The sequence below is a fragment of the Ruegeria sp. CDSB113 genome, assembly GCF_059611045.1.
In genome coordinates this window covers 106,780-130,228 of the sequence record NZ_JBXWOU010000004.1, presented here as the reverse complement: position 1 = coordinate 130,228, position 23,449 = coordinate 106,780, and the positions used below count along the sequence as shown (strand labels likewise).

Sequence of the window (23,449 nt, the reverse complement as noted above, 5' to 3'; positions counted from 1 at the left end):
AAGGGATGCGTCGCACAGAATGTCGGCGAGTCGGAGGTGATCGTGCAGCAGATCGGAACTGTCTGGGCAAGTTTGGACAGGCGTAAACAAATCATTGTCGCGGGTGCAGTCGTGCTGGTGTTTCTGGGGATCCTTGCGATGTCGCGTCTGGTGACAACGCCGTCGATGACCCTGCTTTACGCCGGATTAGAAAGCGGTGCTGCAGGGGATATCGTCCGTTCATTGGATCAGCGCGGTGTGCAGTATGAGATTCGCGGCGGCTCCATCTATGTGCCGGGATCACAGCGGGATGAACTGCGCTTGACGCTGGCCAGCGAAGGTCTGCCGGCAACCGGAAACCGGGGCTACGAGTTGCTGGATTCGCTCAGCGGGTTTGGCACAACGTCGCAGATGTTCGACGCCGCCTATTGGCGCGCCAAAGAAGGAGAGCTGGCCCGAACCATCGTCGGCAGCCCCCATATCAGCCAGGCGCGTGTGCATATTGCCAATGGATCAGCCAATCCGTTCCAGCGCAGTGTTGCACCAACCGCATCGATCTATCTGGTCGCGTCGGGCACGGACATCACGTCGGATCAGGCAAAGGCGATCCGGTTCCTGGTGTCGTCCGCAGTCAGCGGACTGGCGCCCGAGAACGTCACCGTCATCGATTCGAATGGCGCAGTGATCGGGGCACAGGACAACCCGGTGTCCGCAGATACCGCTGACGATAAATCGCGCCAGCTGCGCGAACGGGTTCTGCGTCTGGTAGAAGCCCGTGTCGGAGCTGGAAATGCTGTGGTCGAGGTGAGTGTCGATACAGTTACCAAGACAGAATCAATCCGCGAACGGCGTTTCGATCCCAATGGCCGCGTGGCCATCAGCACCGATGTCGAAGAGCGTTCGGACAGTGCCCGCAACCAATCCGGGGATGTGACGGTTGCGTCAAACCTGCCCGATGGCGATGGCGCAGGCGGGGACGAATCCAATTCGAACGCAACCCAGACCCGAGAGCGGGTCAACTACGAGGTTTCCGAGACCGAGCTTGAGGTTCACAACGGCCCCGGCGCGATCAAGCGACTGACGGTGGCTGTTCTGGTAAACGGGACGCGATCCGTGGACGCAAACGGCAGTGAAACATTCACGCCGATGCGGCAGACCGAGATGGATGCACTGCTAGAGCTTGTGGCCTCGGCAGTGGGCTACGATGTCGAGCGGGGCGACGTTATTACGCTGAAATCGCTGGATCTGCCGGCGGTCGAGCCGCAGGGCAGTCTGGCAACCGCCTCACTGTGGCAGAAGGTGCATTTCGACGCGATGTCGCTGATTCAGATGGCCGTGTTGGCGCTGGTTTCTCTGGTACTTGGGGTGTTTGTCATCCGCCCCATACTGACTCAACCGGCAACTGCTCCGGCGCTGTTGCCCGCAGGTACGGCTCAGGAACCTGACGCATACCTGACCGGCGAAATTGCGACGGAAGAAGGCGGCCAATTCACCACCTTGCCGGGGCAGGCGCCCACAGGGAACGTTCCGGCGCTTGGGACCGATGCCGGGGCGGATCCGGTGGATCGGCTCAGGGCGATGATCGGCGACAAGCAGGAAGAAACGGTCGAAATCCTGCGCAGCTGGCTGGAAGAAGGTGAGGAGCGTGTGTGATGTCGATTGCCCATCTTCTTGAGGATTTCACTTTACAGGCCGGCGGCGGACAGCTGCACGTACTGGATGAGGACGCGTTAGAGGAACAAAGGCTGGCCTCGTTCGAGCAAGGCTATAGCGCAGGCTGGGAAGACGCGGTCCAGGCGCAGGAGAAAAGCCGGGGGCAGGTTTCGGCTGAATTAGCCAAATCGCTCGAAGATATGTCTTTTACCTACCATGAGGCGGTTAACCGGATGGCCCTGTCGCTGGAACCAATGTTTCAGAGCCTGACACAGCTGGTTTTGCCTGAAATGCTGGACCGTGGGTTTGCCGTTCTGCTTGTCGAGCAGCTCACCGATATGGCGCGCGCGCAGATCGGACAGCCCATGCAAATCTTCGTACCCTCACGTCGTGTCAACGAGGTAGAGGACCTGATCCCTGCCGATCTGTCATCGCCTGTGCAGGTGATCGAAGACCCGTCGCTTGAGGCAGGGCAAGCGCGGCTCAAGGTCGGGATTTCCCAGCGCGAAGTGGATTGCAGCGGCTTGCTTGCTGCGGTCGATCAAGCCTTTCAGGCGTTTGTTTTTCAGGCAAAAGAGGCAGTGACCAATGAGTGATCCGCAAACCCCGAAATCCGAGAAGCCCAACCCGTTCGAGGCTGTTCCGATTGAAGTCACCGTATCGGTTGGCCGGGCGCGCCCTTTGATCCGCGATCTACTGAACATGGGGGAAAACGCCGTGCTGATGCTGGACAAACGCATCGAGGATCCGGTTGACCTGTATGTCGGCGACCAGCTTGTCGCGCGCGGTCTGCTAGAGGAGATGGAGGGCGAGCAGGCCGGTCAACTGGCTGTGCGTCTGACCGAAATCGCGGACCTGCAAAACGGGATCGGCTGATGCGCCTCTTTCTTATTCTGGCGGTCACGTTTGCGGTGCTGACCCCGTCTCTGGCCACGGCGCAGGAGTTGTCTGTTTCGCTGGGCGAGGGCGGTTCGATATCTGCGCGAACGATTCAGTTGATCCTGTTGATCACCGTGCTCAGCCTGGCTCCGGGATTGGCGATCATGATCACCTGTTTTCCGTTTCTGATCACTGTTTTGGCGATCCTGCGCCAGGGTATCGGGTTGCAGCAATCTCCTCCCAATATGCTGATTGTCAGTCTGGCGTTGTTTCTGACTTATTTCATTATGGAGCCGGTCTTTTCCGAAGCCTGGACAACAGGAATTCGGCCGTTGGTCGATGAAACTATGGAGGTCGAACCTGCATTGGAGCGTGCATTACAGCCGTTTCGCGGTTTCATGGCTGCGCGATTGGACCCCGATACGTTTCACGCCATGGCCGCCTTGCGCCCCGGTGGTGATGCCACAACGCTGTCGCCCGACGCGCCGCTGTCCATCCTGATGCCGTCCTTCATGCTGTCCGAGATTGCGCGCGCTTTTCAGATCGGGTTTCTGGTCTTTCTGCCATTTCTGATTATCGACCTTGTGGTTGCGGCGGTACTGATGTCGATGGGGATGATGATGGTTCCGCCAGCCACAGTGTCTTTGCCGTTCAAACTGGCGTTTTTCGTCATCGCCGACGGTTGGTCCTTGATCGCCAGCGCGCTTGTGCGCAGCTATACTACCTAGTTTTTTACTGCCGGGCGATTTGCAGGCAGGCGCGCAGGCCGCAGTCGCCGGCCTCAAAGCGCATTTCTCCGCCATGCTGTTCGGCCACGGTGGCGGCGATTGTCAGGCCCAAACCATAGCCGTCAGACGATCCGGTGTTGGATCCACGACGAAACGGAGCCATGAGGTTTTCGATGTCTGTCACGGACAGATCGGTGCCCTTGTCTTCGACCGTGATCGTCGCGGTGGTCGCATCGGTCGCCAACTGCACTTCGGCGTGTCGACCATATTTCAACGCGTTATCGATCAAATTGGTCAGCGCACGCCTAAGCGATATGGGCCGCGCCATGACCAGAACGCGGCGTGTTTCGGTCAGCTGTCCGTGGCCGCGCCGGGACATGAAAACCGATGTAACCCCATCGACCGTGACGGGGTCGGTCTTTTTTAGTGTCACGGGCAGGTCCATATCCTGATAATCGGCGACCAGAGCCTCGACCAAAGAGGTCAGAGAAATCTGGCGCGGTTCCTCAACATCCAGTTCGGATCGCGTATAGGTCAGGACGCTTTCGATCATGCCCGTCATCTGATCTACATCCGCCTCGAGCTTTTCGCGTAGTTCATCGTCGGGGATCAGAGCGGCACGCAGGCGCACGCGTGTCGCAGGGGTACCCAGATCGTGGCTGACGCCGGACAAAACCGTTGCCCGCTTTTCAAGCTGCGCGCGCTCGGCCTCAAGATGGGCGTTCACCGCCGAGACGATATCGCGCAGTTCATCCGGGCCATCCGCCTCGTAGCTTTCCGGCCCCCCAAGGCGCTGCCGTTCGCGCAACGCGCGGGCAAACCGGGTGAAGGTATCTGAGACGTTACTGACTGCGGATAAGATGACCGCCATTGCGACGATCCCCATAAGTATTGCGGGCAGACGTAAATCCGTTGGGGCCGCCTGACAGCCCCATATCTGGGTCCCGTCGACCTGATGCCAGGCCTCACGCCCAAATTTCGCAATCAGGATTGGTTCGCTGCAATATGTCGCCAGCAACCGGGTCAGGTTTCCCATCTTTTCAGGCCCGGTCTGATCACTGCCTGACACAATGTCCGAAACCGGATAAACCAACCGGTCGGACAGAATTGCCACGCTTAATTCACGCCCGCTGAGCGGCGAGGAACTGTCGGTCAGGATCGAAAGGTTGGTGACAAAACGGCGGTTTGAAAACCCGGGCAACCGCTGAAATTCACCATTTTCGGCAAGAGCAGTATCCTGGGGCGGCAAGGGCGTTATCGACAACCCCTCGGAGGGGGCCATGCCTGTTCGCAATTCTTCGTAGACGGTGAACCCCGCCACAAAAGATTGAAGCAGGTAGTCGTTCCAGGCGCGCGCCGAAGCGAACCATAACCCTGCAGACAGCAAACCGGCGGCAAAGGCTGAAAGGGTCCAAAGCCACCCCAGATTGCGCAGGCGCAGTGTCATTCTTCGACCGAAATGTCGGCGGCAAAGATATACCCGACCCCGCGTTCCGTGCGCAGCATTTGCGGATCTTTAGGGTTGGTCTCGATCTTGGATCGCAGGCGACCGACCAGCATGTCGATGGCGCGGCCCTGCGCTTCGGACTTTTCGCTGTCCCCTGTTACATCCAGTGCCGTGACGATTTCATCGCGCGTCAGCGGAATATGTGGATTGGCCAGCAAGACCTTGAGCAGGGCGGTTTCCCGCTGTGACAACGCGACCAAATAGCCTTCTGGCGAATGCAAATCATCACGCTTTCCGTCAAAGACCCAGCCGTCAAATCGGAACGTGCGGGTTCTGCGGCGATACGCCAGCGAAGACGACCGCCGAGCGCGCTGCATCACTGCCCTGACACGGGCCAGCATCAGCTGAGGGTTGAAGGGTTTGGCGATGTAGTCGTCTGCCCCAACTTCGTACCCTGCCATGCGCTGATGGTCGGCAGACAGGGCAGAGACCAGAATGATCGGGACGTCCTGTTCGCGCCGCAACCGGGCGCAGATATCAATCCCGTTCTCGTCCCCCAGCATGACGTCCAACAAAATCAGATCGATCCGGCCATTGGACAGGTGCGCCCGGATTTCCCGCTCGGAACTGGCGGGAAGGGCGATGAAGCTGTTTTGCTGCAATAGCTGCGTCATCATCGACCGCATCTCAGGGTCGTCATCCACCACCAGAAGCCGCGGAATGCTCACTCTGTCTTTCCTCCCGATCTTTTCCCTCTGTCGATGTCCATTGTAACGAATGGAAACAGATTCAATGCCAACGTAACACGCTGTAACAGAAGTGGTGAAAATTTGGGCCGTTTCCGTGCTTTACTATGAATTCCGCTTTGCCAGACGGCGATCAGACCACAGTAATAGCGCCATCGCTGCTTTGGCAGTCACTGAGTTCTCAGGGAGGAGACAAAAAATGAAGCGTTTTGCATTTGCCACCGTTTCGACTTTGGCTGTTGTGGCCGGATCGTCCGTTGTGGCCGAGCCGCAGGCGGAAGTACTGCACTGGTGGACCTCGGGTGGCGAGGCCAAGTCGGTTGCCGTTCTGCAGGAAGAATTCGCCTCGAACGGCGGCACCTGGACCGACATGCCCGTCGCGGGTGGCGGTGGTGATGCGGCAATGACCGCACTGCGTGCCCGCGTTCTTTCCGGTAACGCACCGACCGCCGTTCAGCTGAAAGGCCCTGCCATTCAGGAATGGTACGAAGAAGGCGTTCTGGCCGACATTTCGAACGTGGCCGAGGCGGAAGGCTGGGCGGATGTCCTGCCTGCGTCGATCGCGGGCCATATGATGTGCGAAGGCACTTGGTGCGCTGCACCCGTGAACGTGCACCGCATCGACTGGATCTGGGCGAATGCTGATGTTCTGGCGGCAAACGACATCGAAATGCCCACCACATGGGATGAGTTCAACGCAGCAGCCGAAAAACTGCAGGCCGCTGGTGTGATCCCGCTGGCCCACGGTGGTCAGGCCTGGCAGGACGCGACCGTGTTTGAGGCGGTTGTCATGGGTATTGGTGGACCAGAATTCTACCAGAAAGCCCTGGTCGATCTCGACCCCGAAGCGTTGACGTCCGACACAATGGTACAGGTCTTTGACCAGATGCGTACCATGCGTGGATATGTTGACGAGAACTTCTCGGGTCGCGACTGGAACCTGGCCACCGCCATGGTGATGAATGGCGAGGCCGCTTTCCAGATCATGGGTGACTGGGCCAAAGGTGAATTCCTGGCCGCTGGCAAGAAGCCCGGCGAAGATTTCCTGTGCGCCTCGACCCCCGGTGACGGTTATCTGTACAACGTCGACAGCTTTGCCATGTTCGAAGTCGAAGGTGACGACAACCGCGCCGGTCAGGAACTGCTGGCCAAACTGATCGTCGCACCGAACTTCCAGGAAGTGTTCAACCTGAACAAGGGTTCGATCCCTGCACGAACCGACGTAGCGCTGGATGCCTTTGATATCTGTGCGAAAATCTCGGCAGAAGACATGGGTACGACCTCGGCAGGTGGTTCCCTGCTGCCGTCTTACGCCCATGGCATGGCGCTGCGCGGGTCGCAGTCCGGTGCGATCACCGACGTTGTGACCGCGCACTTCAACTCGGATATGTCCTCGGCTGACGCGGTTCAGCAACTGGCGGACGCGGTGGCCAACAGCTACTGATCCAAAACGCTCTGCCCCCTATGCTGAGGGGCAGAGCACTTTTCCCCGGAGGAAAAAATGTCCGAATGGCTGGAAAACCACCTGCCCAAGGTGGTGCTGGCACCGTCGTTCATCGCCGTATTGATTTTTGTCTACGGATTTATCGGATGGACCGCATGGGTGTCGCTGACCCGATCGAAACTACTGCCGAAATACGAGATCCATGGCTTCATTCAGTATGAACGCCTGTTCGATTCCCCTCGCTGGGATACGGCAATCAACAACCTGTATATCTTTGGCGCGCTGTTCATCGTGATCGCGATGGTGCTGGGGCTGTTGCTGGCCATCCTGTTGGATCAGAAGATCCGCGTCGAAGGGGTTATTCGCACCATCTACCTGTACCCGATGGCACTGTCGATGATCGTGACCGGCACCGCATGGAAGTGGATCCTGAACCCAGGTCTGGGCATTGAATCCATGGTGCAGGGCTGGGGCTTTCCGAATTTCGAATTCGATTGGCTGGTGAACCCCGATTACGCCATCTACACGATCGTGATTGCCGCGATCTGGCAGAGCTCGGGCTTTGTTATGGCGCTGTTTCTGGCCGGGCTTCGTTCGGTGGATGGTGAAATCATCAAAGCCGCACAGGTCGATGGTATCCCCACATGGCGCATCTATACGGCGATCATCATACCGTCGATGGCACCGATCTTCCTGTCGGCCTTCATCGTGCTGGCCCACCTTGCGATCAAGAGCTTTGACCTTGTCATCGCGCTGACAGGCGGCGGTCCGGGATACGCCACCGATCTGCCAGCCACATACATGTATGCCATGGCGTTTTCGCGCGGCGATATTGGTCAGGCGGCGTCTTCCGCAATGATCATGATGCTGGTCGTCTTTGCCATCGTGGTTCCATATCTTTATTCAGAGCTGAGGGCGAAAAATGACTGATCTGTCGATGCCCCAAACCCAAACCCGCTCGCAGAGCGCCACCGGCAAGATTGCCCTTCGTTGGCTGCTTTACGTCCTGCTGGGCCTGTTCGCGCTGTACTACCTGATGCCGCTTTTCGTGATGTTGACGACATCGCTGAAAAGCCTTGAGGAAATCCGCACCGGGTCCCTGATCTCGCTGCCCCGAGAAGTCAGCTTCGACGCCTGGAAAACCGCGTGGTCAGGCGCTTGTACCGGTATCCAATGTGAAGGTCTGCGGCCTTACTTCTGGAACTCGGTCCTGATCGCGGTGCCTGCAGTGTTTTTGTCCACCCTGATAGGTGCGCTGAACGGTTATGTCGTGGCGCAGTGGCGGTTCAAAGGCGCGAACATCATCTTCTCGCTGATGCTGTTTGGCTGCTTTATTCCGTTTCAGGTCGTGCTGCTGCCGATGGCGCGGCTGCTGGGCATGATGGGGATCGCCGGAACCATTCCGGGCCTGATCTTTGTCCACGTGATCTATGGCCTTGGCTTCACTACGCTGTTCTTCCGCAACTACTATGTCACCATTCCGGCCGAGCTGACCAAAGCCGCTCGGGTCGATGGGGCAGGGTTCCTGCGGATTTTCTGGTCGATCTTCCTGCCGCTGTCACTGCCCATCATCGTTGTGACCGTAATCTGGCAGTTCACGCAGATCTGGAACGACTTCCTGTTCGGTGTGTCGTTCAGCCAGGCAGGCACGCAGCCTGTGACTGTGGCGCTCAACAACATCGTAAACTCCACCACCGGCGTCAAAGAGTACAACGTTGACATGGCCGCCGCGATCATCGCGGGGCTGCCGACGCTGCTCGTCTATGTCGTTGCCGGTAAGTATTTCATCCGCGGCCTGACCGCTGGCTCTGTGAAGGGATAACCCATGGCTCCCATCCTTGATATCAACAAACTCTACAAGAATTACGGCGCAACCGAGATTCTGAAGGACATCAACATCTCGATCGAACCGGGCGATTTCCTGGTGCTGGTCGGCCCCTCGGGCTGCGGTAAATCCACGCTGCTGAACTGCATTGCGGGATTGGAGGAAATCACCGACGGGACACTGGCGATTGGCGGCAAAGACATGACCCATGTCAGCCCCAAGGACCGCGACATCGCGATGGTGTTCCAATCCTACGCTCTGTATCCGACGATGAGCGTGGCCAAGAACATCACCTTCGGCATGAAGGTGCGCGGGGTCGATCAGGCGACGCAGGAGGCCAAACTAAACGATGTGGCCTCGCTGTTGCAAATCGAGCCGCTGCTGAACCGTCGTCCCAGCCAGCTATCCGGTGGTCAGCGTCAGCGTGTGGCGATGGGCCGGGCGCTGGTGCGCGATCCCAAGCTGTTCCTGTTTGATGAACCGCTGTCGAACCTCGATGCCAAGCTTCGGGTTGAGATGCGGACCGAGATCAAGAAGCTGCACCAGACATTGGACGCTTCCATCGTCTACGTGACCCACGATCAGATTGAGGCGATGACGCTGGCGACCAAGATCGTGGTCTTGAAGGGCGGTATCGTGCAGCAGATCGGCAGCCCAGCCGAGATTTATAACAACCCGGCCAATCTGTTTGTCGCCGATTTCATGGGCTCGCCGGCGATGAATCTGATCCCTGCGCAGGTCACCAAGAACGGGTCGGGTACACAAATCGTCATCTCGCGCGATGCCGGGGAAACTCTGGTTCTGAACGATGCGCGCGATCTGGCGTTGCCCAAGGATGTGATCCTGGGTTTGCGCCCTGAGGATATCGCCGAGGCCGGGTTCCGTGCGGGTGATGGCGTGCAGGAAGCTGCGTGCATGGTCGATATGGTCGAACCCGCAGGGGCCGATACCTATGTCGTCTCAGAACTGGGTGGCAAGCAGGTGACCGCAAGATTACATGCCGAAACCAGTGCGCAGGCGGGCAAGATGTTGAACCTGGCCTTCGATATGAGCAAAGTATCGTACTTCGCCAAGGAAACCGGCGAGCGCTTGAATTAAAAGTAAGAAACGCCGCGCGAACTCAATCGCGCGGCGTTTCTTTGCGTTTGAACCGGGTCAGCTGACCTTGTTCTAGCTCAAGTCCTTGATCAGACGGTTCAGGTCCCCACCGCGGGCGTCCAGCATCGCGCCAACCTCGGTCCGTTCGGTCAGCAGCATATTCACCCCTTCGATGAACATGTTGAAGAACTTGTCGCGGCCCGATTTGTCCGAAACCAGGAATGTCACCTCGAACGGGGATGAGCCCTGCAGCTTAACCGAGGTGCGTACTTCGTAACCGGCCTTGATTTTCCGGGCCTTCCGGACGGTGACTTGCCCACCAATGAATTCGCGGAAACGCCGGCCATACTTGTTCGAGATATAGCCCTGAAACGCTCTGGTGAACTGCTTCAACTGCGACGGGCTGGCCGAACGGGCATCTGCCCCCAGTACATAACGCGCCATGATCGGCACATCGGCATATTGCACAAAGACCTTTTCGAAATCGCGGATCATCGCCTTTTCGGATTTGCCCGAGGCGATAATGCGGTTGATGTCATCCACGACACTGACGACCAGAGCCTTGGCGCTGGCTTCAGTCTGGGCAAAAGCGGAAAAAGGCAGGGCGGTCAGTGCCAGGCCGGCAAGGCCAGTGGCGACAAAACCGCGCCGGTTCATATGGTTACTCGGCATAGGGGTCCTCATAGGGGTCCTCGTATGGGTCTAGGTAGGGATCTCTGACAGGGTCGGTCCCGTTGTCTGCATAAGGGTCGTCGTAAAGACCCAGATAGGTTTCTTCGTCGTCTCTCGCCAGTTCGAAGCGGCGATTTTGTAGGTAAATGGTCCGCGCCTGCGCATAACTGTCTGCGCTTTCATACAGGATCGAGTCGACCGTGTCCGAAAAACGCCCCCGATCACCCATTCGGCGCACGACCTCGGCATAGACACCGATATTGTCGACCGGACGGACCGGAGAGAAGTTGATCGGGTTCGAGAACAGGTTGACGATAACGCCAATCGAGTCCCGCTGCGTTGACGGACCATAGAGGGGCAGCTCGACATAAGCGCCTTCGCCGAAACCCCAGACGTGCAGCGTTTCACCGAAATCGGTATCCACAGGAGGAAGGTTCAACTCGTCGGCGGGGGCTGACAACCCCAGACCACCAACGGTCGTGTTGATCACAAACTGCAGCAATGCGTTGCCTGACTGCTTGAGGTTGCCTTGCAGCAGGTAATCCACGGCTTGGCCCGGCATCGTCAGGTTCTCGGCAAAATGGTTGAAACTGGTCACCATCGGGTCGGGCACGATCTTTACGTACCCTTTCGAGGCCGGACGAAACAGAAACCGGTCGACGCCAAGGTTGAACTTGTGGATGCCCCGGTTGTTGCTTTCGTAGGGATCAAATGCTTCACCCTGCTGAACACCCTCCGGAGGGCGTGTAGTGCAGGCGCTGAGAACTGCCAATACGGACACAACGATCAGGGGTTTTAGGCTGATTCTGCTCAACACGGTCTTTGCCACTCCAAAACGTTCGGACAGTCCGTGCCCGAACACTTAATCAATACTCTCTTTGGCCGTTGTGCCCGGCCTACCCAAAGTCACATAGGCGTTTCGCCACCAATATGAAACAGATAGCGTTTAACCTGCCGAATAGGTCAACGTAAAGTGACACAGGTTCAACAGTTCAGAATAAGAAAAGTTACGCCCACAACCGGTGCAGGTCACATCGCCGTTTTCGCACTTTTCGATCCTTGCCTTCCCGGTTAGCTTCGCCCCGACTCAAATTTGGGAGGAGACCTCATGAGCATCGCGGCGAAACTGGAAAGCCTGGGTGTCAACCTACCGGACGCTCCTGCGCCGGCTGCCAACTACGTGCCCTTCGTGCGCGTGGGCAATATCGTCTATGTCTCGGGGCAGATCTCGAAGGCGGATGATCTGATCACTGGCAAGCTGGGCGACGACATGGAAGTCGAAGCAGGCGCTGCTGCGGCCAAGGTATGTGCGATCAACCTTCTGGCGCAGGTCAAGGCGGCCTGCGGTGGCGATATCGAAAAGTTGGTGCGCGTCATCAAGCTGACCGGGTTTGTGAACTCGACGGCAGATTTCACTGCGCAGCCGCAAGTCATCAACGGCGCGTCGGACTTTCTGGTCGAAGCGCTGGGTGATGCAGGTCGCCATTCGCGTTCAGCCGTCAGCGCGGCGGCACTGCCCTTGGGCGTCGCGGTTGAGATTGAAGGTATCTTTGAAGTTCAATGACGCCCGCACTGCCTGACGTATTCCTTCAAGTCCCGCTGGCGCATCGTGCGCTGCACGACAAACAGGACAACCGCCCGGAAAACAGCCGGGCGGCCATTCGCGCCGCCGTGGACGCCGGGTATGGGATTGAGATTGATCTGCAACGGACCTCGGACAACCGGGCAATGGTGTTTCATGACTATGACATGACCCGCCTGACCGGGCAGTCCGGTCCGATCCAGCAGATCACGTCGGTTCAGGCATCAGGCACGACGCTGTTGCACGCGGACGATGGTATCCCGACGCTGGATGAGGTGCTGCAAATCGTGTCAGGCAAAGTACCGCTGCTGATCGAATTCAAGGATCAGGACGGCGCGATGGGCACATCTGTAGGCCCGTTGGAACAAGACGCGGTGCGTGCATTGTCAGGTTACGATGGGCCGGTGGCGTTGATGTCGTTCAACCCAAACTCGGTCGCTGAACTGGCGCGGCTGGCACCGCATCTGCCGCGTGGCATCGTGACGGGATCGTACCAGCCCAAAGTCGAGCTTTTACCTCAGAGTGTTTGTGACCACCTGCGCGACATTCCGGATTTCGACCGTGTCGGGGCCAGCTTCATCAGCCATGAGGTCGAAGACCTTGACCGCCCCCGCGTGGCCGAACTGAAGGCGCGCGGCGTGCCGATCCTGTGCTGGACTGTGCGATCGCCTGAACAAGAGGCAGAGGCCCGCGAAGTTGCGGACAATGTGACGTTCGAAGGGTATCTGGCTGTACAACCGGGTTGAACCAGCCCTGCGACGTCACAGATAAAGATCAGAGGCGGAGGGCAAATGGATCAGGCACAGATCGAGGTTCGGGTGCTGGGCTCGCTGTCGCAGATATCTGCGGCGGAATGGGATAACTGCGCCTGTCCCGAGGTTGCCGATGGCGGCCGTCCGCTTGATCCGTTTACCACCCACCGGTTTCTGCTGGCACTTGAACACAGCGGCTCGGTTGGGCGCGGAACTGGCTGGCAGCCGCAATACCTGACGGCCTATCTGGACGGGATGCTGATCGCGGCGGCGCCGATGTATGCCAAATCCCACAGTCAGGGCGAATACATCTTCGACCACAACTGGGCGCATGCCTATGAAGGTGCCGGGGGTCGTTACTATCCCAAGCTGCAGATCGCCGTACCGTTCACACCCGCAACAGGTCGGCGTTTTCTGGTGCGCCCCGGCTATGACTCGGTTGGCATGTCTGCGCTGGTGCAGGGGGCGGTGCAATTGGCTGCGGACAATCAGGTGTCTTCGGTCCACGCAACCTTCTGCACCGAAGCGGAGGCGTTGGCGGGCGAACAGATGGGCCTTATGCTGCGTCAGTCGCAGCAGTTTCACTGGCTGAATGACGAATATCAAGATTTCGACGGATTTCTTGCGGCGTTGTCATCGCGCAAGCGCAAGAATATCCGCAAAGAACGCGCGCAGGCCATCGATTTTGGCGGCGAAATCCGCACTCTGACAGGGGATGACCTGCGCCCCGAACATTGGGATGCCTTCTGGCAGTTTTATCAGGACACCGGGTCCCGTAAATGGGGCGTGCCTTATCTTACCCGCCAATTCTTTGATATCGCACATGAAACCATGGCGGACGACATGGCTTTGGTGCTGGCAGAACGGGACGGATACCCTATCGCCGGGGCTTTGAATTTCATAGGCCGCGAAACGCTTTTTGGCCGGTATTGGGGTTGCACTGAACATCACGCCTGCCTGCATTTCGAACTGTGCTATTATAGGGCGATCGACTTTGCCATTGCGGAAGGTCTGGCGCGGGTCGAAGCAGGCGCGCAGGGTGAACATAAGCTGGCGCGCGGTTACTTGCCCACGCGCACGCATAGCTTGCATTGGGTCAACGACCCGGGCTTTGCCGATGCGATCAAGAAATATCTGGACGCCGAGGCCCACGCAGTGGGAGAAGAGATCGAGATTCTGACGGATTATGGTCCGTTCAGAAAATCGAATCCGGAGGAACAGCAATGACGGAACTATTGTCGACCGAAACTCGCGGCCCTCTTCTTGATCCGCTGTTCGACAACGGCTGGACCATGGTCACCGACCGGGACGCTATCACCAAGACCTTCATATTCGAAGATTTTGTTCATGCCTTTGGCTGGATGACCCAGGTGGCGATCTTTGCCGAGAAATGGAACCACCATCCCGAATGGTCAAACGTGTACCGCACGGTCGAGGTCGTCCTGTCCACCCATGATGTGGGCGGTTTGTCAGCGCTGGATGCCAAGTTGGCGCGTAAAATGGACAGCCTCGTTTAACGGTCCCCTCTGGATCCCATACCGCCGGCCAGAGAAGCTATTTCACCCAGACGACGGAAATCGGCGGGTGTGACCGTGCCGTTGCTGACGTCGATGTCTCGTGGAATACCGGTTGTCCGATTCCCAACCGAACGAACGCTGCGCGCCGCTGGATTGATGTCCAAACATCGCGTATCATAGCACGTCAGGCCCGAAGTACTGATCTGGATCTGGGGCTGTCCGTTCGGTCCGGTCACCACGGGGGCCTGCGGCGCATCACAGGCGGCAAGAAACCCCAGAATGCCGAGGGCTATCCACTTTTTCATACCACGCTCCTATCGTTCAGCCCGGTCGTGCGATCAATCCAACTGGCCGTTTCCGTCCTGATCGGCGGCCAGGAAATCATCGCCCATCTGCTGGTCATACTCTGATCGTGAAATAAAGCTGTCGTTGTTGCGGTCAACGTTTTGAAACCGCTTTATGTCCAGAAACGGCTTGGCTTCTTCCAGACCCAGCGTTCCGTTCTTGTCTTCGTCCATGGCCTGAAAAGCATAGTCCGAAAAGGCGTTGAACTCGTCCTTGGACAGGAAGCCATCGTTGTTGGAATCAATGGCGTTCAGTTCCTTTTCGTGCAGTTCAGCCACTGTTTCCGCCAAAGTTGCACTGGCCACCAGAATGACCGTTGTCGCTAAAATCGCTGTTTTCATCATCATTCTCTCCTCAGCACGCATAACGCTGGCCCGAGACACCGCCCGCGACGGCCCCTGCCGCGGTCAGGATGTCTTTGCCGGACCCACCGCCGAATTGATTGCCAATCGCCCCGCCGATCAGTGCGCCGCCTAGTGTGCCGCCGAGGCAGGCGATCTCATGCTGTCGTGCTTGCTGCTGCTGAGGTGTCGGGGCCGGGCCACAGGCGGCGAGCGCACCTGCCGAACCCAGAATGACTGTGATGATTTTGAGCTTCATCAAAAAACTCCCTGAATGAATGGGGCAAGTATCGACCCATCAGGAAGTTGCATCAAGTGAAATAGGGTTAACGTGGCCCCGGCTGTACCGGGGCCCGAGTGACCTAGATGGCCTCAAGCAGACCTTCGCCCGCGGAAATCTCGCAGGCACCGGGGTTTTCCTCGAGGTTCAGCGCAACGACCTTGCCATCTTCGACCAACATCGCATAGCGCTTTGAGCGTGCAAGCAGGCCGACGGGCGGGGCATCGAAATCCATGCCAATGGCCTTGGTGAATTCGGATGCGGCGTCGGCCAGCATGGTCAGGCCTGCGCCGGTCGCGCCAGTGGCTTCGCCCCATGCGCTCATTACAAAAGGGTCGTTGACCGAGACGCAGATGATTTCGTCCACGCCTTTGGCGTCGAACTGTTCCTTGGTTCGCATAAAGCTGGGCACGTGGGCCGAATGGCAGGTTGGTGTGAATGCGCCGGGCACAGCAAAGATAACGACTTTGCGGCCTTTGGTCTTGTCTGAAATCCGAACCTCTTCGGGCCCTTCTGCCCCCATTTGAGTCAACGTTGCGTCGGGAAGCGTATCACCGGTTGAAATCATCTTGTTCCTCCTGTCGATTGGATTTGCAGAGTCGGCCTCAGCCGCAATATAGGTGAGCCAGAGAATGAAACCACGGGAATTTGACAGGGCAGGACGAACATGAGCCATATTGTTGTGATCGGAGCCGGGCAGGCGGGATCATCTCTTGTTGCTAGGCTGCGCAAGGACGGGTTTGAAGGCGATATCACGCTGATCGGTGCCGAGCAGCACCTGCCATATCAGCGACCGCCTCTGTCGAAGGCTTATCTGCTGGGCGACATGGAGCTTGAACGCCTGTTCCTGCGCCCCGAAAGTTTCTACGCCGAAAACAACATCACCCTGCGTCTGGGTCAGCGCGTGACCGGGATCGACCCCAAGGCCAAGACCGTGACCCTGGGCGATGAGGTGATTTCTTATGACGAACTGGCCCTGACCACTGGTTCCGACCCGCGTTACTTGCCTGCTGCCATTGGCGGTGATCTCGAAGGCGTCCATGTCGTGCGCGACCTGACCCATATCGACGAGATGGAGCCCCGCGTGAAAGAGGGCGCCCGCGCCCTGATCGTTGGTGGTGGTTATATCGGGCTTGAAGCGGCTGCCGTCTGTGCCAAGCGCGGGGTCAAGGTTACTCTGGTCGAGATGGCGGAACGGATTTTGCAACGCGTCGCAGCACCGGAAACCAGCGACTACTTCCGTGCTCTGCATTCCGAATACGGTGCCGACATTCGTGAAGGCGTCGGGCTGGATCGTCTGGTCGGCGAAGACGGCAAGGTCACCGGGGCCATTCTGACTGATGGCACCAAGCTTGAGGTTGATTTCGTCGTGGTTGGCGTGGGCATCGCACCCTCGACCCAATTGGCCGAGATGGCCGGGTTGGAATTGGACAACGGCATCAAAACGGATGCCCATGGCCGCACCTCTGATCCGGCTATCTGGGCGGCGGGCGATTGCGCGTCGTTCCCGCATGATGGTGGCCGTATCCGGCTGGAAAGCGTACCGAATGCCATCGATCAGGCCGAGATCGTTGCTCAGAACATGCTCGGTGCCGCCAGGGATTATGTGGCGACGCCGTGGTTCTGGTCGGACCAGTATGACGTCAAACTACAGATCGCAGGTCTGAACACGGGCTATGACCGCGTGGTGACCCGCAAGGGCGACGGGCAGACGGTGTCCTTCTGGTATTACAAAGGCGATCAGCTGATCGCGGTCGACGCGATGAATGACCCACGTGCCTATATGGTGGGCAAACGCCTGATTGATGCAGGCAAAACGGCCGACCCGGCCGTCGTGGCCGACCCAGGCGCGGACCTGAAACCGCTGCTCAAAGCGTGAGGATCATCGCCGGAGAGTTCCGAGGTCGCGCCTTGGCCTCGGTCGGCAAAGGCGATGCCGGGGCGCATCTGCGCCCCACAACGGACCGGGTGCGCGAAAGCCTGTTCAATGTGCTGAGCCATCAGATCGACTTTGATGGGCTGCGTGTTCTGGACCTTTTCGCCGGCACCGGAGCACTGGGGCTTGAGGCGCTGTCGCGCGGCGCGGCGCATGTGACGTTCGTGGATGACGGGCGTGTCGCGCAGGGACTGATCCGTAAGAACATTGATCTGACCCACAGCAAGGATCGTACTGATCTGATCCGTCGCGACGCGACGCGATTGGGCGACAATCCGGGCGCGCCTTGTGATCTTATTTTTCTCGACCCGCCTTACGGCAAAAGCCTGGGGCAAAAGGCGCTTGCGACGGTCACTCAAGGGGGGTGGTTGGCAAAAGACGCCTTGATCGTCTGGGAAGAAAACGCCCCCATGGAAGCGCCCGAAGGATTTGACCTGCACAATGCGCGTAGATATGGCGACACGCATATCTCACTGATGTGGCGGACTGAGGCCTGACATGCACGATCTGGTCATTTTCGATTGCGATGGTGTTCTGGTCGATAGTGAGGTTCTGTCCAATCAGGTTTTGATCGACAGCTTTGCGAGACATGGGCTGAACCTGTCTTTGGCGGAGTGCATGGCGCTTTTCGTCGGTGGTACGATGACCGGTGTCCGCGGCAAGGCCCGGGCGCTGGGCGCGGATCTACCTGAAGACTGGATTGAACAGATCTATTCGGAAACCTACGAAGTTCTGCGCACGGGCACGCCCCTGATCGCGGGTATCCCCGAGCTATTGGAGCAGTTGGATTCATTGGGTATTCCGTATTGCGTCGCCTCGAATGGCCGCCCGGAAAAGATGCAGATCACCCTGGGCCAGAACGGATTATGGGACAGGTTCCGGGATGTGATGTTCTCGGCGCATATTCTGGGGGTGGGTAAGCCCGATCCTGCTTTGTTCATTGCAGCGGCGCAGCATTTCGGTGCCAAGTCCCCGGTCGTCATCGAAGACAGCGAAAGCGGAGTGACCGCTGCCAAGCGCGCCGATATGCGGTGCCTGGGGTATGCGGCCCATGACGACGGTGCGCGGCTGGCTGCGTTGGGTGCCGAAGTCTTTGACGACATGGCACAAGTGCCAAAGCTTTTGGGTCTATAGCCCAATTATGCTAGGATTGGCGGATGGACCGCACCGCCACCTCTCTGTTCTGGACCCACTCACAGGCCGCTGAAACCCACACCGGACCCGCGCCCAAGCCTTTACGCGCGCCTGTGTTCATCCACGACGCGATTACGCCGTGGGGCACGGAAACATTGCTGCTGAAACTGCTGCGCGAACAGGCCGCCGATCAGGACGAATAGGTCGGATGGAACTTGTTGCCCGGTGACAGGGTAAAGATATCGACCCCATCAGCCGTCACACCCACCGAGTGTTCGAACTGCGCTGACAGTGACTTGTCGCGGGTCACAGCGGTCCAGTCGTCGGCCAGTGTTTTCGTCTCAGGACGGCCAAGGTTCACCATCGGTTCGATGGTGAAGAACATGCCCTCTTCCAGCACCGCGCCGGTGCCCGGACGGCCATAGTGCAGAACGTTTGGCGGCGCGTGGAATACCCGGCCCAATCCGTGGCCACAGAAATCACGGACAACGCTCATCCGATGCGCCTCGACGTAGGCCTGAATGGCGTGGCCGATATCGCCGAAGGTGTTGCCCGGTTTGACCGCCTCGATGCCTTTGAACAGGGCATCATGTGTCACTTGGATCAGACGTTCAGCCTTGCGGGGTAGTTTGCCCGCAACATACATGCGCGAAGTATCGCCGAACCAGCCGTCTACGATGACCGTAACGTCGATGTTCAGAATGTCGCCATCCTTCAGTTTCTTGTCACTGGGGATGCCGTGGCAGACCACGTGATTCACGCTGATACAGCTGGCATGCTGATAGCCCTTGTAGCCAATTGTTGCCGATGTCGCGCCCGCATCCTCGACCATCTGCGTGATCATGCCGTCAATTGCGCCAGTGGTCTGGCCCGGAAAGACATGTTCTGCAATATCGTCGAGTATCCGCGCAGCCAAAGCCCCTGCCGCATGCATGCCGGCAAAGTCACCCTGTTCATAAATGCGGATGCCGTCCTTGGTCAGGCGGCCACGATGTTCTTTCATCGACGCTAAGCTCCAAATGTTGCGCGCAGCACTCCTTTTACGCTGCTTGTGCAGAAAGTTCCAGAGGGTGCGCAGCCGCATTGTAAATCCGCAAACTGAGGCACATATCACATGGATAGTTGCCCGAGAGTCGTTGGACGGTTCGGGTAAAAGCCTGAACAAGCCCATAATAATAAATAAGGCATTGAAGATGATAAATAAATTTAATCCACTGAGTGCCGAAATTTCCGCGATTGGCGAATTGTTGAAAAACGGCCGAACGGATCGGGCCTATAAACGAGCGACGAAAGCCGCGAAAAAATGGCCAAAGGCACCCGCATTACCGCGGCTCGCGGGATTGTGTGCGATTCAACAGCAAAATTTCAAACTGGCGCAGACTAGCTTTGAACGAGCCTGGCATTTGGAACCCGATAATCCGGAACTGATTCAAAACTACGGACTAAGCCTCGTTCAAGGGGGGGAATCGGAAAAAGCACTTCGATTCATCGACAAAATAGGTACCAGAGCCCCCCTGACTCCACCGCAGTCTTTCATTCGCGCGATGGCATTGCTGCGCGAGCATCAAGAGGCTGACGCCCTTACCGCTGTCGACTTGGTTCTGAAAGATCAGCCAGGGAATTTACAGGCCTACTGTCTGAAAGCAGACATATTGGATGAACAACATCAGTGGCAGCGCGCGATTGACGTTCTGACAGAGCTGGTCGAACAACATCCAAAGTTCCACTATGGGCAGCTGCGTCTAGCCAAAGCATATGTCAGTATTGGGCAATTGGATGCTGCCTTAGAGCATGCCCGCGCCGCGCTCAGGCTGGCGCCAGATCACCCTGAAACACTCGAATTCGCGGCAACGCTTCCAAGTCTGTCACCAGATGATCGCACTGCGTTGAAAGTCCAGGTTTCGAAAGCGCTCGACGTCCCTTCTGATAATCGCGAGGCTGTCGCGACGCTTCACTTTGCAGCAGCAAGTCTGGCGCGACATGAAGGCGACACGGCGCAAGAGATGGGCCATCTGAACGAAGGCCACAGCTTGCTGCGTGAAGGGCTGAGGGAATTGGAGGGCCGCAGTGAAAGGGACTGCCGCAAACGTCTGGCAGCCCCTCTGCTTGCCGCACCATCCGGGCCGCGACCTATTATCCCCCGTCCGATCTTTGTTGTCGGCCTTCCCAGATCTGGCACAACGCTGGTCGAGCGTATTCTCTCCGCACATTCAAAGGTTCAGGGACTTGGAGAGCTTGCGACCGTTCACCACTGGGCCAGAAAAGCCGAAGCGCGCCCCACTGATTGGCAAGACGCGCAGAAACTGGCGGATTTCTATGTGGACCATCTACCGGGTCTTTCTGAGGGTAGCGCGGCGTTTGTGGACAAAGCGCCGGGAAATTACGCATTTCTGGGCGCGATTGCACAGGCTTTCCCTGAGGCTGTGATCCTGAATGTCGAGCGCGATCCGCGTGATGTGGCCCTATCGATGTGGCGCACGCATTTTGGCGCAGCCGGCTTGCATTATACGCATGACCTTAAGTGGATGGCCGCCGAGGCAAATCGCTATCGTCGATACATCCTGCACTGGCAACAGGAATTGCCGGGTCGTATTCACAACATCCGGTACGAACATCTGGTCGAAAACCTGACGGATGCGGCCAATGAACTGGCACGGCTGTCCGGTCTCGGGTTCGAGGACAGTATGCTGTCGCCACAGGCTTCCTCGGAGGCGGTCAGAACGGCGAGCAACCTGCAGATTCGGAAACCGGTCAACACGTCATCGATTGGGCGCTGGTATACGTTTGCGGACCAACTTGCGCCATTTGTGAAAGGACTGGAGCCGGAACTATGGCCAGATACCCAAACGGCTGATGAATAGTCCCTATGCTGTTTAGCAATCGGGAATTCGGGTCAGTTTGCGTATCACCGCACGGGCGGGCTGGTTGAACCTAGCTGCTTATCAGGGTTGGGTTGACCCAAACGCCTTGTGGTGAGATGCGCGTGTCATAGATCAACCGCTCTACCCCTTGCGCCTGCGCGGCCTCAAACGCGGCGGCATAGGTCGGGTCGATATCCGCCGCCAGCGTGAACCGGTCACAATCCGTGCGCTGCACCAGATACAGCATGATCGCGCGATGTCCTTGTGTCACCATGTCAGACAACTCACCCAGATGTTTGGTGCCGCGTGCGGTGACGCTGTCGGGGAACTCGGCCAGGCCGGGTTCACGGGACAGAGTCACGCTTTTGACTTCGACATAAGCATCCGGCAGGCCCGGTTGCGTCAGCAGGAAATCGATGCGGCTGTTCTGACCGTATTTCACCTCGGGCTTTACGGATTCATAAGCCGCCAGTTCGGGGATTTCGCCAGCCTCAAGGGACGCGCGCAGGGCTTTGTTGGGCACCGAGGTGTCAACACCGGTAAAATGCCCGTTCTCATGATCGACGAGGCGCCAGCCGTATTTCAGTTTTTTCTTCGGGTCATCGTTGGGTTCCAACCAGATCTTCTCGCCGGGTTCCGCCAGGCCCATCATTGACCCCGGATTGGCGCAATGGGCGGTTACTTCACGCCCGTCTTCTAATTGGCAATCGGCCAGAAAGCGTTTGTAGCGGCGGATCAGACGGGCGGGGATCAATGGGGTGGCAAACTTCATGCCACCCGGCTTAACGCGCGCCCGCCCGTATGGGAAGTGTCAGACGAGGCCCGCCATTACGCCACCATCCACATCCCAGACTGCCCCGGTGACCCAACCCGCATCATCGGACAGAAGATGGGTGACCGTATGCGCCACATCCTCGGGCCGACCGACGCGACCGATCGGGTGGAAAGCGTCGAAAGCATCGGTCAAGGTCGCCTCGATCTGATCCGGTGCGATGAAGGCACCATAGATGGGGGTCACCACCACCGCTGGAGAAACGGCGTTCACCCGGATGTTGTGTTCCGCCAGCTCCATTGCCAGATGCTGCGTCAGGGAATGAAGCCCGGCTTTGGCCATCGAATAGGCCGAGGACGGTGTGGCGCGAACTGCCTGTTTTGCCCACATAGAGCCTATGTTGACGATATTTCCGCCTCCGTTGGCTTTCATATTTTCAGCCACGGCCTGCGTGATGAAAAAGGTTGCGCGGTTCAGGTCCAGATAGCTGTCATAGTCTTCGGCAGTGTGTTCCATGAACGGTTTTGGCGCGAATGTACCGGCAGCATTTACCAATCCCTGGATGTGACGCGTGTCCGAATTGATCTGTTTGATCAACGCCTCGACGTCTGCCGCGGCGCGCAAGTTCGCGCGGTATATGTCCGCGTTGTCGCCAAGTTCCGCTTTCGCCGCGTCCAACTTGCCAGCGGATGACCCGACAAGGATCACGTGCCCGCCGCTTGCTATGATTTGGCGCGCTGTGGCCAGACCCATTCCGCTGGATCCGCCGACGATAAGTGTTGTTGTCTGTGTCATGATCAGATTCCCTATCTACTGATAGGTAGATATATTGAGCTTGGAAACTGAAATACAACCCCCTATCTAGTGGTAGGTAATTTTTAGATTGATGAGCAGATGCCCAAAACGGAAAAACCCCTGTCAGAAACTGCCAGCCATATTTTGGATGTGGGCGAGCGTATGGCGCGACAAGGCGGGTATTATGCCTTCAGTTTTCGCGACATCGCGTCTGAAATCGGCATCAAATCGGCCAGCATTCACTACCATTTTCCCACCAAGGAAGCTTTGGGCGAGGCGCTGGTGACCCGGTACACTGATCGGTTCCTGGGGGCGTTGGGACGGTTGGACGAAGCCACGCCCTTGGAATCTCTCGAACAATATGTCGCGGCATATCGACAAGCATTGATCGAACAGGACCTGATGTGCCTGTGCGGTATGTTTGGTGCTGAAATCGCAAGGTTGCCGGACCCGGTCGCCAGACGGACTCGCGAGTTTTTCGAGCGCAATCTCGTATGGCTGGAAACGGTTTTCCGGGCCGCAGGGGCCGCGAATCCCGAAGCCCGAGCAGGGGAAACGATTGCCCGCCTGGAAGGGGCGATGATTCTGGCGCGGTCGATGAACGATATGGACCTGTTCCAAAGCGTCACTGCCGATTTGCCTGCCCAAGCGTTGCGAGAATGA

General features: G+C 57.9%; 29 protein-coding genes and 1 pseudogene. 19 read left to right on the top strand and 11 right to left on the bottom strand.

Annotated features, from left to right (window positions below):
• Nucleotides 1-42 precede the first annotated feature (42 nt).
• Genes fliF through fliP form a run of 4 tightly spaced genes read left to right on the top strand, consistent with a single transcriptional unit; the run spans nucleotide 43 to nucleotide 3,239 of the window.
• Nucleotides 43-1,632, top strand: coding sequence for a flagellar basal-body MS-ring/collar protein FliF (gene fliF / locus AC2FIS_RS09560; RefSeq protein ID WP_496773068.1), 1,590 nt, complete (start codon nucleotides 43-45; stop codon nucleotides 1,630-1,632).
• Complete coding sequence (locus AC2FIS_RS09555) at nucleotides 1,632-2,228, top strand: FliH/SctL family protein (protein ID WP_496773066.1); 597 nt, start codon at nucleotides 1,632-1,634, stop codon at nucleotides 2,226-2,228. Before fliF ends, AC2FIS_RS09555 begins: the two co-directional genes overlap by 1 nt.
• Entirely contained in the window at nucleotides 2,221-2,508 is a 288-nt protein-coding gene (locus AC2FIS_RS09550; protein WP_282119613.1) for a FliM/FliN family flagellar motor switch protein, read from the top strand. Before AC2FIS_RS09555 ends, AC2FIS_RS09550 begins: the two co-directional genes overlap by 8 nt.
• A complete protein-coding gene (fliP, locus tag AC2FIS_RS09545) occupies nucleotides 2,508-3,239 on the top strand; it encodes a flagellar type III secretion system pore protein FliP (RefSeq protein ID WP_496773065.1) in 732 nt (243 codons plus the stop codon). The genes AC2FIS_RS09550 and fliP overlap by 1 nt, the downstream gene beginning before the upstream one ends.
• A 4-nt stretch (nucleotides 3,240-3,243) precedes the next feature.
• Here fliP and AC2FIS_RS09540 read toward each other — a convergent pair whose 3' ends face one another.
• Nucleotides 3,244-4,686 (bottom strand): sensor histidine kinase, encoded by a 1,443-nt coding sequence (locus AC2FIS_RS09540; RefSeq protein WP_496773064.1) that lies wholly within the window; start codon nucleotides 4,684-4,686, stop codon nucleotides 3,244-3,246.
• Nucleotides 4,683-5,414, bottom strand: a complete 732-nt coding sequence (locus AC2FIS_RS09535; RefSeq protein ID WP_496773063.1) for a response regulator transcription factor — start codon at nucleotides 5,412-5,414, stop codon at nucleotides 4,683-4,685. The genes AC2FIS_RS09540 and AC2FIS_RS09535 overlap by 4 nt, the downstream gene beginning before the upstream one ends.
• Nucleotides 5,415-5,631: 217 nt before the next feature.
• On the opposite strand from AC2FIS_RS09535, the gene AC2FIS_RS09530 reads away from it, so the two are divergent.
• Genes AC2FIS_RS09530 through AC2FIS_RS09515 form a run of 4 tightly spaced genes read left to right on the top strand, consistent with a single transcriptional unit; the run spans nucleotide 5,632 to nucleotide 9,799 of the window.
• On the top strand, nucleotides 5,632-6,876 hold the full coding sequence (locus AC2FIS_RS09530; RefSeq protein WP_058279073.1) for an ABC transporter substrate-binding protein: 1,245 nt from the start codon (nucleotides 5,632-5,634) through the stop codon (nucleotides 6,874-6,876).
• Between the two features lie 57 nt (nucleotides 6,877-6,933).
• Nucleotides 6,934-7,806 carry a carbohydrate ABC transporter permease gene (locus AC2FIS_RS09525; RefSeq protein WP_058275014.1) on the top strand — a complete coding sequence of 291 codons (873 nt, stop codon included), beginning with the start codon at nucleotides 6,934-6,936 and terminating at the stop codon, nucleotides 7,804-7,806.
• A complete protein-coding gene (locus tag AC2FIS_RS09520; RefSeq protein ID WP_058279072.1) occupies nucleotides 7,799-8,698 on the top strand; it encodes a carbohydrate ABC transporter permease in 900 nt (299 codons plus the stop codon). Before AC2FIS_RS09525 ends, AC2FIS_RS09520 begins: the two co-directional genes overlap by 8 nt.
• A 3-nt stretch (nucleotides 8,699-8,701) precedes the next feature.
• Nucleotides 8,702-9,799 (top strand): ABC transporter ATP-binding protein, encoded by a 1,098-nt coding sequence (locus tag AC2FIS_RS09515; RefSeq protein WP_496773061.1) that lies wholly within the window; start codon nucleotides 8,702-8,704, stop codon nucleotides 9,797-9,799.
• A gap of 72 nt (nucleotides 9,800-9,871) precedes the next feature.
• Here AC2FIS_RS09515 and AC2FIS_RS09510 read toward each other — a convergent pair whose 3' ends face one another.
• Nucleotides 9,872-10,471, bottom strand: coding sequence for an MlaC/ttg2D family ABC transporter substrate-binding protein (locus tag AC2FIS_RS09510; protein ID WP_113790948.1), 600 nt, complete (start codon nucleotides 10,469-10,471; stop codon nucleotides 9,872-9,874).
• A complete protein-coding gene (locus AC2FIS_RS09505) occupies nucleotides 10,461-11,288 on the bottom strand; it encodes an MlaA family lipoprotein (protein ID WP_113791221.1) in 828 nt (275 codons plus the stop codon). Before AC2FIS_RS09505 ends, AC2FIS_RS09510 begins: the two co-directional genes overlap by 11 nt.
• A gap of 291 nt (nucleotides 11,289-11,579) precedes the next feature.
• Here AC2FIS_RS09505 and AC2FIS_RS09500 point away from each other — a divergent pair, with 291 nt between their 5' ends.
• Genes AC2FIS_RS09500 through AC2FIS_RS09485 form a run of 4 tightly spaced genes read left to right on the top strand, consistent with a single transcriptional unit; the run spans nucleotide 11,580 to nucleotide 14,322 of the window.
• Entirely contained in the window at nucleotides 11,580-12,035 is a 456-nt protein-coding gene (locus AC2FIS_RS09500) for a RidA family protein (protein WP_496721130.1), read from the top strand.
• Nucleotides 12,032-12,799, top strand: coding sequence for a glycerophosphodiester phosphodiesterase family protein (locus tag AC2FIS_RS09495; RefSeq protein WP_496773059.1), 768 nt, complete (start codon nucleotides 12,032-12,034; stop codon nucleotides 12,797-12,799). The genes AC2FIS_RS09500 and AC2FIS_RS09495 overlap by 4 nt, the downstream gene beginning before the upstream one ends.
• Before the next feature lie 45 nt (nucleotides 12,800-12,844).
• Nucleotides 12,845-14,032: a GNAT family N-acetyltransferase gene (locus AC2FIS_RS09490; RefSeq protein ID WP_496773058.1), complete on the top strand. Its 1,188-nt coding sequence runs from the start codon at nucleotides 12,845-12,847 to the stop codon at nucleotides 14,030-14,032.
• Nucleotides 14,029-14,322, top strand: coding sequence for a 4a-hydroxytetrahydrobiopterin dehydratase (locus AC2FIS_RS09485; RefSeq protein WP_058275007.1), 294 nt, complete (start codon nucleotides 14,029-14,031; stop codon nucleotides 14,320-14,322). The genes AC2FIS_RS09490 and AC2FIS_RS09485 overlap by 4 nt, the downstream gene beginning before the upstream one ends.
• Here the strand turns inward: AC2FIS_RS09485 and AC2FIS_RS09480 are convergent.
• The 4 genes from AC2FIS_RS09480 to AC2FIS_RS09465 form a co-directional block, all read right to left on the bottom strand.
• Nucleotides 14,319-14,627, bottom strand: a complete 309-nt coding sequence (locus AC2FIS_RS09480) for a hypothetical protein (protein ID WP_058279069.1) — start codon at nucleotides 14,625-14,627, stop codon at nucleotides 14,319-14,321. The two genes, AC2FIS_RS09485 and AC2FIS_RS09480, sit on opposite strands and share 4 nt — an antisense overlap.
• Before the next feature lie 33 nt (nucleotides 14,628-14,660).
• Nucleotides 14,661-15,008, bottom strand: coding sequence for an EF-hand domain-containing protein (locus AC2FIS_RS09475; protein ID WP_496773057.1), 348 nt, complete (start codon nucleotides 15,006-15,008; stop codon nucleotides 14,661-14,663).
• 13 nt (nucleotides 15,009-15,021) lie between these two features.
• The gene (locus AC2FIS_RS09470; RefSeq protein ID WP_496726400.1) at nucleotides 15,022-15,267 is read right to left on the bottom strand and encodes a glycine zipper 2TM domain-containing protein; all 246 of its coding nucleotides are present in this window, start codon (nucleotides 15,265-15,267) and stop codon (nucleotides 15,022-15,024) included.
• Between the two features lie 103 nt (nucleotides 15,268-15,370).
• Nucleotides 15,371-15,856: a peroxiredoxin gene (locus AC2FIS_RS09465; protein ID WP_058279067.1), complete on the bottom strand. Its 486-nt coding sequence runs from the start codon at nucleotides 15,854-15,856 to the stop codon at nucleotides 15,371-15,373.
• A gap of 99 nt (nucleotides 15,857-15,955) precedes the next feature.
• Here AC2FIS_RS09465 and AC2FIS_RS09460 point away from each other — a divergent pair, with 99 nt between their 5' ends.
• Genes AC2FIS_RS09460 through AC2FIS_RS09445 form a run of 4 tightly spaced genes read left to right on the top strand, consistent with a single transcriptional unit; the run spans nucleotide 15,956 to nucleotide 18,561 of the window.
• Nucleotides 15,956-17,167: an NAD(P)/FAD-dependent oxidoreductase gene (locus AC2FIS_RS09460; RefSeq protein WP_496773056.1), complete on the top strand. Its 1,212-nt coding sequence runs from the start codon at nucleotides 15,956-15,958 to the stop codon at nucleotides 17,165-17,167.
• A complete protein-coding gene (rsmD, locus tag AC2FIS_RS09455) occupies nucleotides 17,164-17,721 on the top strand; it encodes a 16S rRNA (guanine(966)-N(2))-methyltransferase RsmD (RefSeq protein WP_496773054.1) in 558 nt (185 codons plus the stop codon). Before AC2FIS_RS09460 ends, rsmD begins: the two co-directional genes overlap by 4 nt.
• Before the next feature lies 1 nt (nucleotide 17,722).
• Nucleotides 17,723-18,358, top strand: a complete 636-nt coding sequence (locus tag AC2FIS_RS09450; protein ID WP_496773053.1) for an HAD family hydrolase — start codon at nucleotides 17,723-17,725, stop codon at nucleotides 18,356-18,358.
• A 23-nt stretch (nucleotides 18,359-18,381) separates the two neighbouring features.
• Nucleotides 18,382-18,561, top strand: a complete 180-nt coding sequence (locus tag AC2FIS_RS09445; protein ID WP_496721112.1) for a hypothetical protein — start codon at nucleotides 18,382-18,384, stop codon at nucleotides 18,559-18,561.
• Here the strand turns inward: AC2FIS_RS09445 and map are convergent.
• Entirely contained in the window at nucleotides 18,549-19,361 is an 813-nt protein-coding gene (map, locus tag AC2FIS_RS09440; protein ID WP_113791219.1) for a type I methionyl aminopeptidase, read from the bottom strand. The genes AC2FIS_RS09445 and map overlap by 13 nt on opposite strands.
• Between map and AC2FIS_RS09435 the strand changes: the two are divergent.
• Both AC2FIS_RS09435 and AC2FIS_RS09430 read left to right on the top strand, forming a co-directional pair.
• Nucleotides 19,318-19,758, top strand: a pseudogene (locus AC2FIS_RS09435) (hypothetical protein); the annotation flags it as partial. The gene map and the pseudogene AC2FIS_RS09435 overlap by 44 nt on opposite strands.
• A 144-nt stretch (nucleotides 19,759-19,902) precedes the next feature.
• Nucleotides 19,903-21,219, top strand: coding sequence for a tetratricopeptide repeat-containing sulfotransferase family protein (locus AC2FIS_RS09430; RefSeq protein WP_496773341.1), 1,317 nt, complete (start codon nucleotides 19,903-19,905; stop codon nucleotides 21,217-21,219).
• Nucleotides 21,220-21,289: 70 nt separating this feature from the next.
• Here AC2FIS_RS09430 and sfsA read toward each other — a convergent pair whose 3' ends face one another.
• Together sfsA and AC2FIS_RS09420 are read right to left on the bottom strand one after the other, a co-directional pair.
• A complete protein-coding gene (gene sfsA, locus AC2FIS_RS09425) occupies nucleotides 21,290-21,991 on the bottom strand; it encodes a DNA/RNA nuclease SfsA (RefSeq protein ID WP_496773051.1) in 702 nt (233 codons plus the stop codon).
• Nucleotides 21,992-22,030: 39 nt separating this feature from the next.
• Nucleotides 22,031-22,786 (bottom strand): SDR family NAD(P)-dependent oxidoreductase, encoded by a 756-nt coding sequence (locus tag AC2FIS_RS09420; RefSeq protein ID WP_496773049.1) that lies wholly within the window; start codon nucleotides 22,784-22,786, stop codon nucleotides 22,031-22,033.
• Nucleotides 22,787-22,885: 99 nt separating this feature from the next.
• On the opposite strand from AC2FIS_RS09420, the gene AC2FIS_RS09415 reads away from it, so the two are divergent.
• Nucleotides 22,886-23,449, top strand: a complete 564-nt coding sequence (locus tag AC2FIS_RS09415; protein ID WP_496773047.1) for a TetR/AcrR family transcriptional regulator — start codon at nucleotides 22,886-22,888, stop codon at nucleotides 23,447-23,449.

Excerpts from the sequence above, each read along its gene's own strand:
- AC2FIS_RS09555 (WP_496773066.1), top strand. The coding sequence starts at position 1,632 with ATGTCGATTGCCCATCTTCTTGAGGATTTCACTTTACAGGCCGGCGGC.
- AC2FIS_RS09550 (WP_282119613.1), top strand. The coding sequence starts at position 2,221 with ATGAGTGATCCGCAAACCCCGAAATCCGAGAAGCCCAACCCGTTCGAG.
- fliP (WP_496773065.1), top strand. The coding sequence starts at position 2,508 with ATGCGCCTCTTTCTTATTCTGGCGGTCACGTTTGCGGTGCTGACCCCG.
- AC2FIS_RS09540 (WP_496773064.1), bottom strand. The coding sequence starts at position 4,686 with ATGACACTGCGCCTGCGCAATCTGGGGTGGCTTTGGACCCTTTCAGCC.
- AC2FIS_RS09530 (WP_058279073.1), top strand. The coding sequence starts at position 5,632 with ATGAAGCGTTTTGCATTTGCCACCGTTTCGACTTTGGCTGTTGTGGCC.
- AC2FIS_RS09525 (WP_058275014.1), top strand. The coding sequence starts at position 6,934 with ATGTCCGAATGGCTGGAAAACCACCTGCCCAAGGTGGTGCTGGCACCG.
- AC2FIS_RS09520 (WP_058279072.1), top strand. The coding sequence starts at position 7,799 with ATGACTGATCTGTCGATGCCCCAAACCCAAACCCGCTCGCAGAGCGCC.
- AC2FIS_RS09515 (WP_496773061.1), top strand. The coding sequence starts at position 8,702 with ATGGCTCCCATCCTTGATATCAACAAACTCTACAAGAATTACGGCGCA.
- AC2FIS_RS09510 (WP_113790948.1), bottom strand. The coding sequence starts at position 10,471 with ATGCCGAGTAACCATATGAACCGGCGCGGTTTTGTCGCCACTGGCCTT.
- AC2FIS_RS09500 (WP_496721130.1), top strand. The coding sequence starts at position 11,580 with ATGAGCATCGCGGCGAAACTGGAAAGCCTGGGTGTCAACCTACCGGAC.
- AC2FIS_RS09495 (WP_496773059.1), top strand. The coding sequence starts at position 12,032 with ATGACGCCCGCACTGCCTGACGTATTCCTTCAAGTCCCGCTGGCGCAT.
- AC2FIS_RS09490 (WP_496773058.1), top strand. The coding sequence starts at position 12,845 with ATGGATCAGGCACAGATCGAGGTTCGGGTGCTGGGCTCGCTGTCGCAG.
- AC2FIS_RS09485 (WP_058275007.1), top strand. The coding sequence starts at position 14,029 with ATGACGGAACTATTGTCGACCGAAACTCGCGGCCCTCTTCTTGATCCG.
- AC2FIS_RS09480 (WP_058279069.1), bottom strand. The coding sequence starts at position 14,627 with ATGAAAAAGTGGATAGCCCTCGGCATTCTGGGGTTTCTTGCCGCCTGT.
- AC2FIS_RS09475 (WP_496773057.1), bottom strand. The coding sequence starts at position 15,008 with ATGAAAACAGCGATTTTAGCGACAACGGTCATTCTGGTGGCCAGTGCA.
- AC2FIS_RS09470 (WP_496726400.1), bottom strand. The coding sequence starts at position 15,267 with ATGAAGCTCAAAATCATCACAGTCATTCTGGGTTCGGCAGGTGCGCTC.
- AC2FIS_RS09465 (WP_058279067.1), bottom strand. The coding sequence starts at position 15,856 with ATGATTTCAACCGGTGATACGCTTCCCGACGCAACGTTGACTCAAATG.
- AC2FIS_RS09460 (WP_496773056.1), top strand. The coding sequence starts at position 15,956 with ATGAGCCATATTGTTGTGATCGGAGCCGGGCAGGCGGGATCATCTCTT.
- AC2FIS_RS09450 (WP_496773053.1), top strand. The coding sequence starts at position 17,723 with ATGCACGATCTGGTCATTTTCGATTGCGATGGTGTTCTGGTCGATAGT.
- AC2FIS_RS09445 (WP_496721112.1), top strand. The coding sequence starts at position 18,382 with ATGGACCGCACCGCCACCTCTCTGTTCTGGACCCACTCACAGGCCGCT.
- map (WP_113791219.1), bottom strand. The coding sequence starts at position 19,361 with ATGAAAGAACATCGTGGCCGCCTGACCAAGGACGGCATCCGCATTTAT.
- AC2FIS_RS09430 (WP_496773341.1), top strand. The coding sequence starts at position 19,903 with ATGGCATTGCTGCGCGAGCATCAAGAGGCTGACGCCCTTACCGCTGTC.
- sfsA (WP_496773051.1), bottom strand. The coding sequence starts at position 21,991 with ATGAAGTTTGCCACCCCATTGATCCCCGCCCGTCTGATCCGCCGCTAC.
- AC2FIS_RS09420 (WP_496773049.1), bottom strand. The coding sequence starts at position 22,786 with ATGACACAGACAACAACACTTATCGTCGGCGGATCCAGCGGAATGGGT.
- AC2FIS_RS09415 (WP_496773047.1), top strand. The coding sequence starts at position 22,886 with ATGCCCAAAACGGAAAAACCCCTGTCAGAAACTGCCAGCCATATTTTG.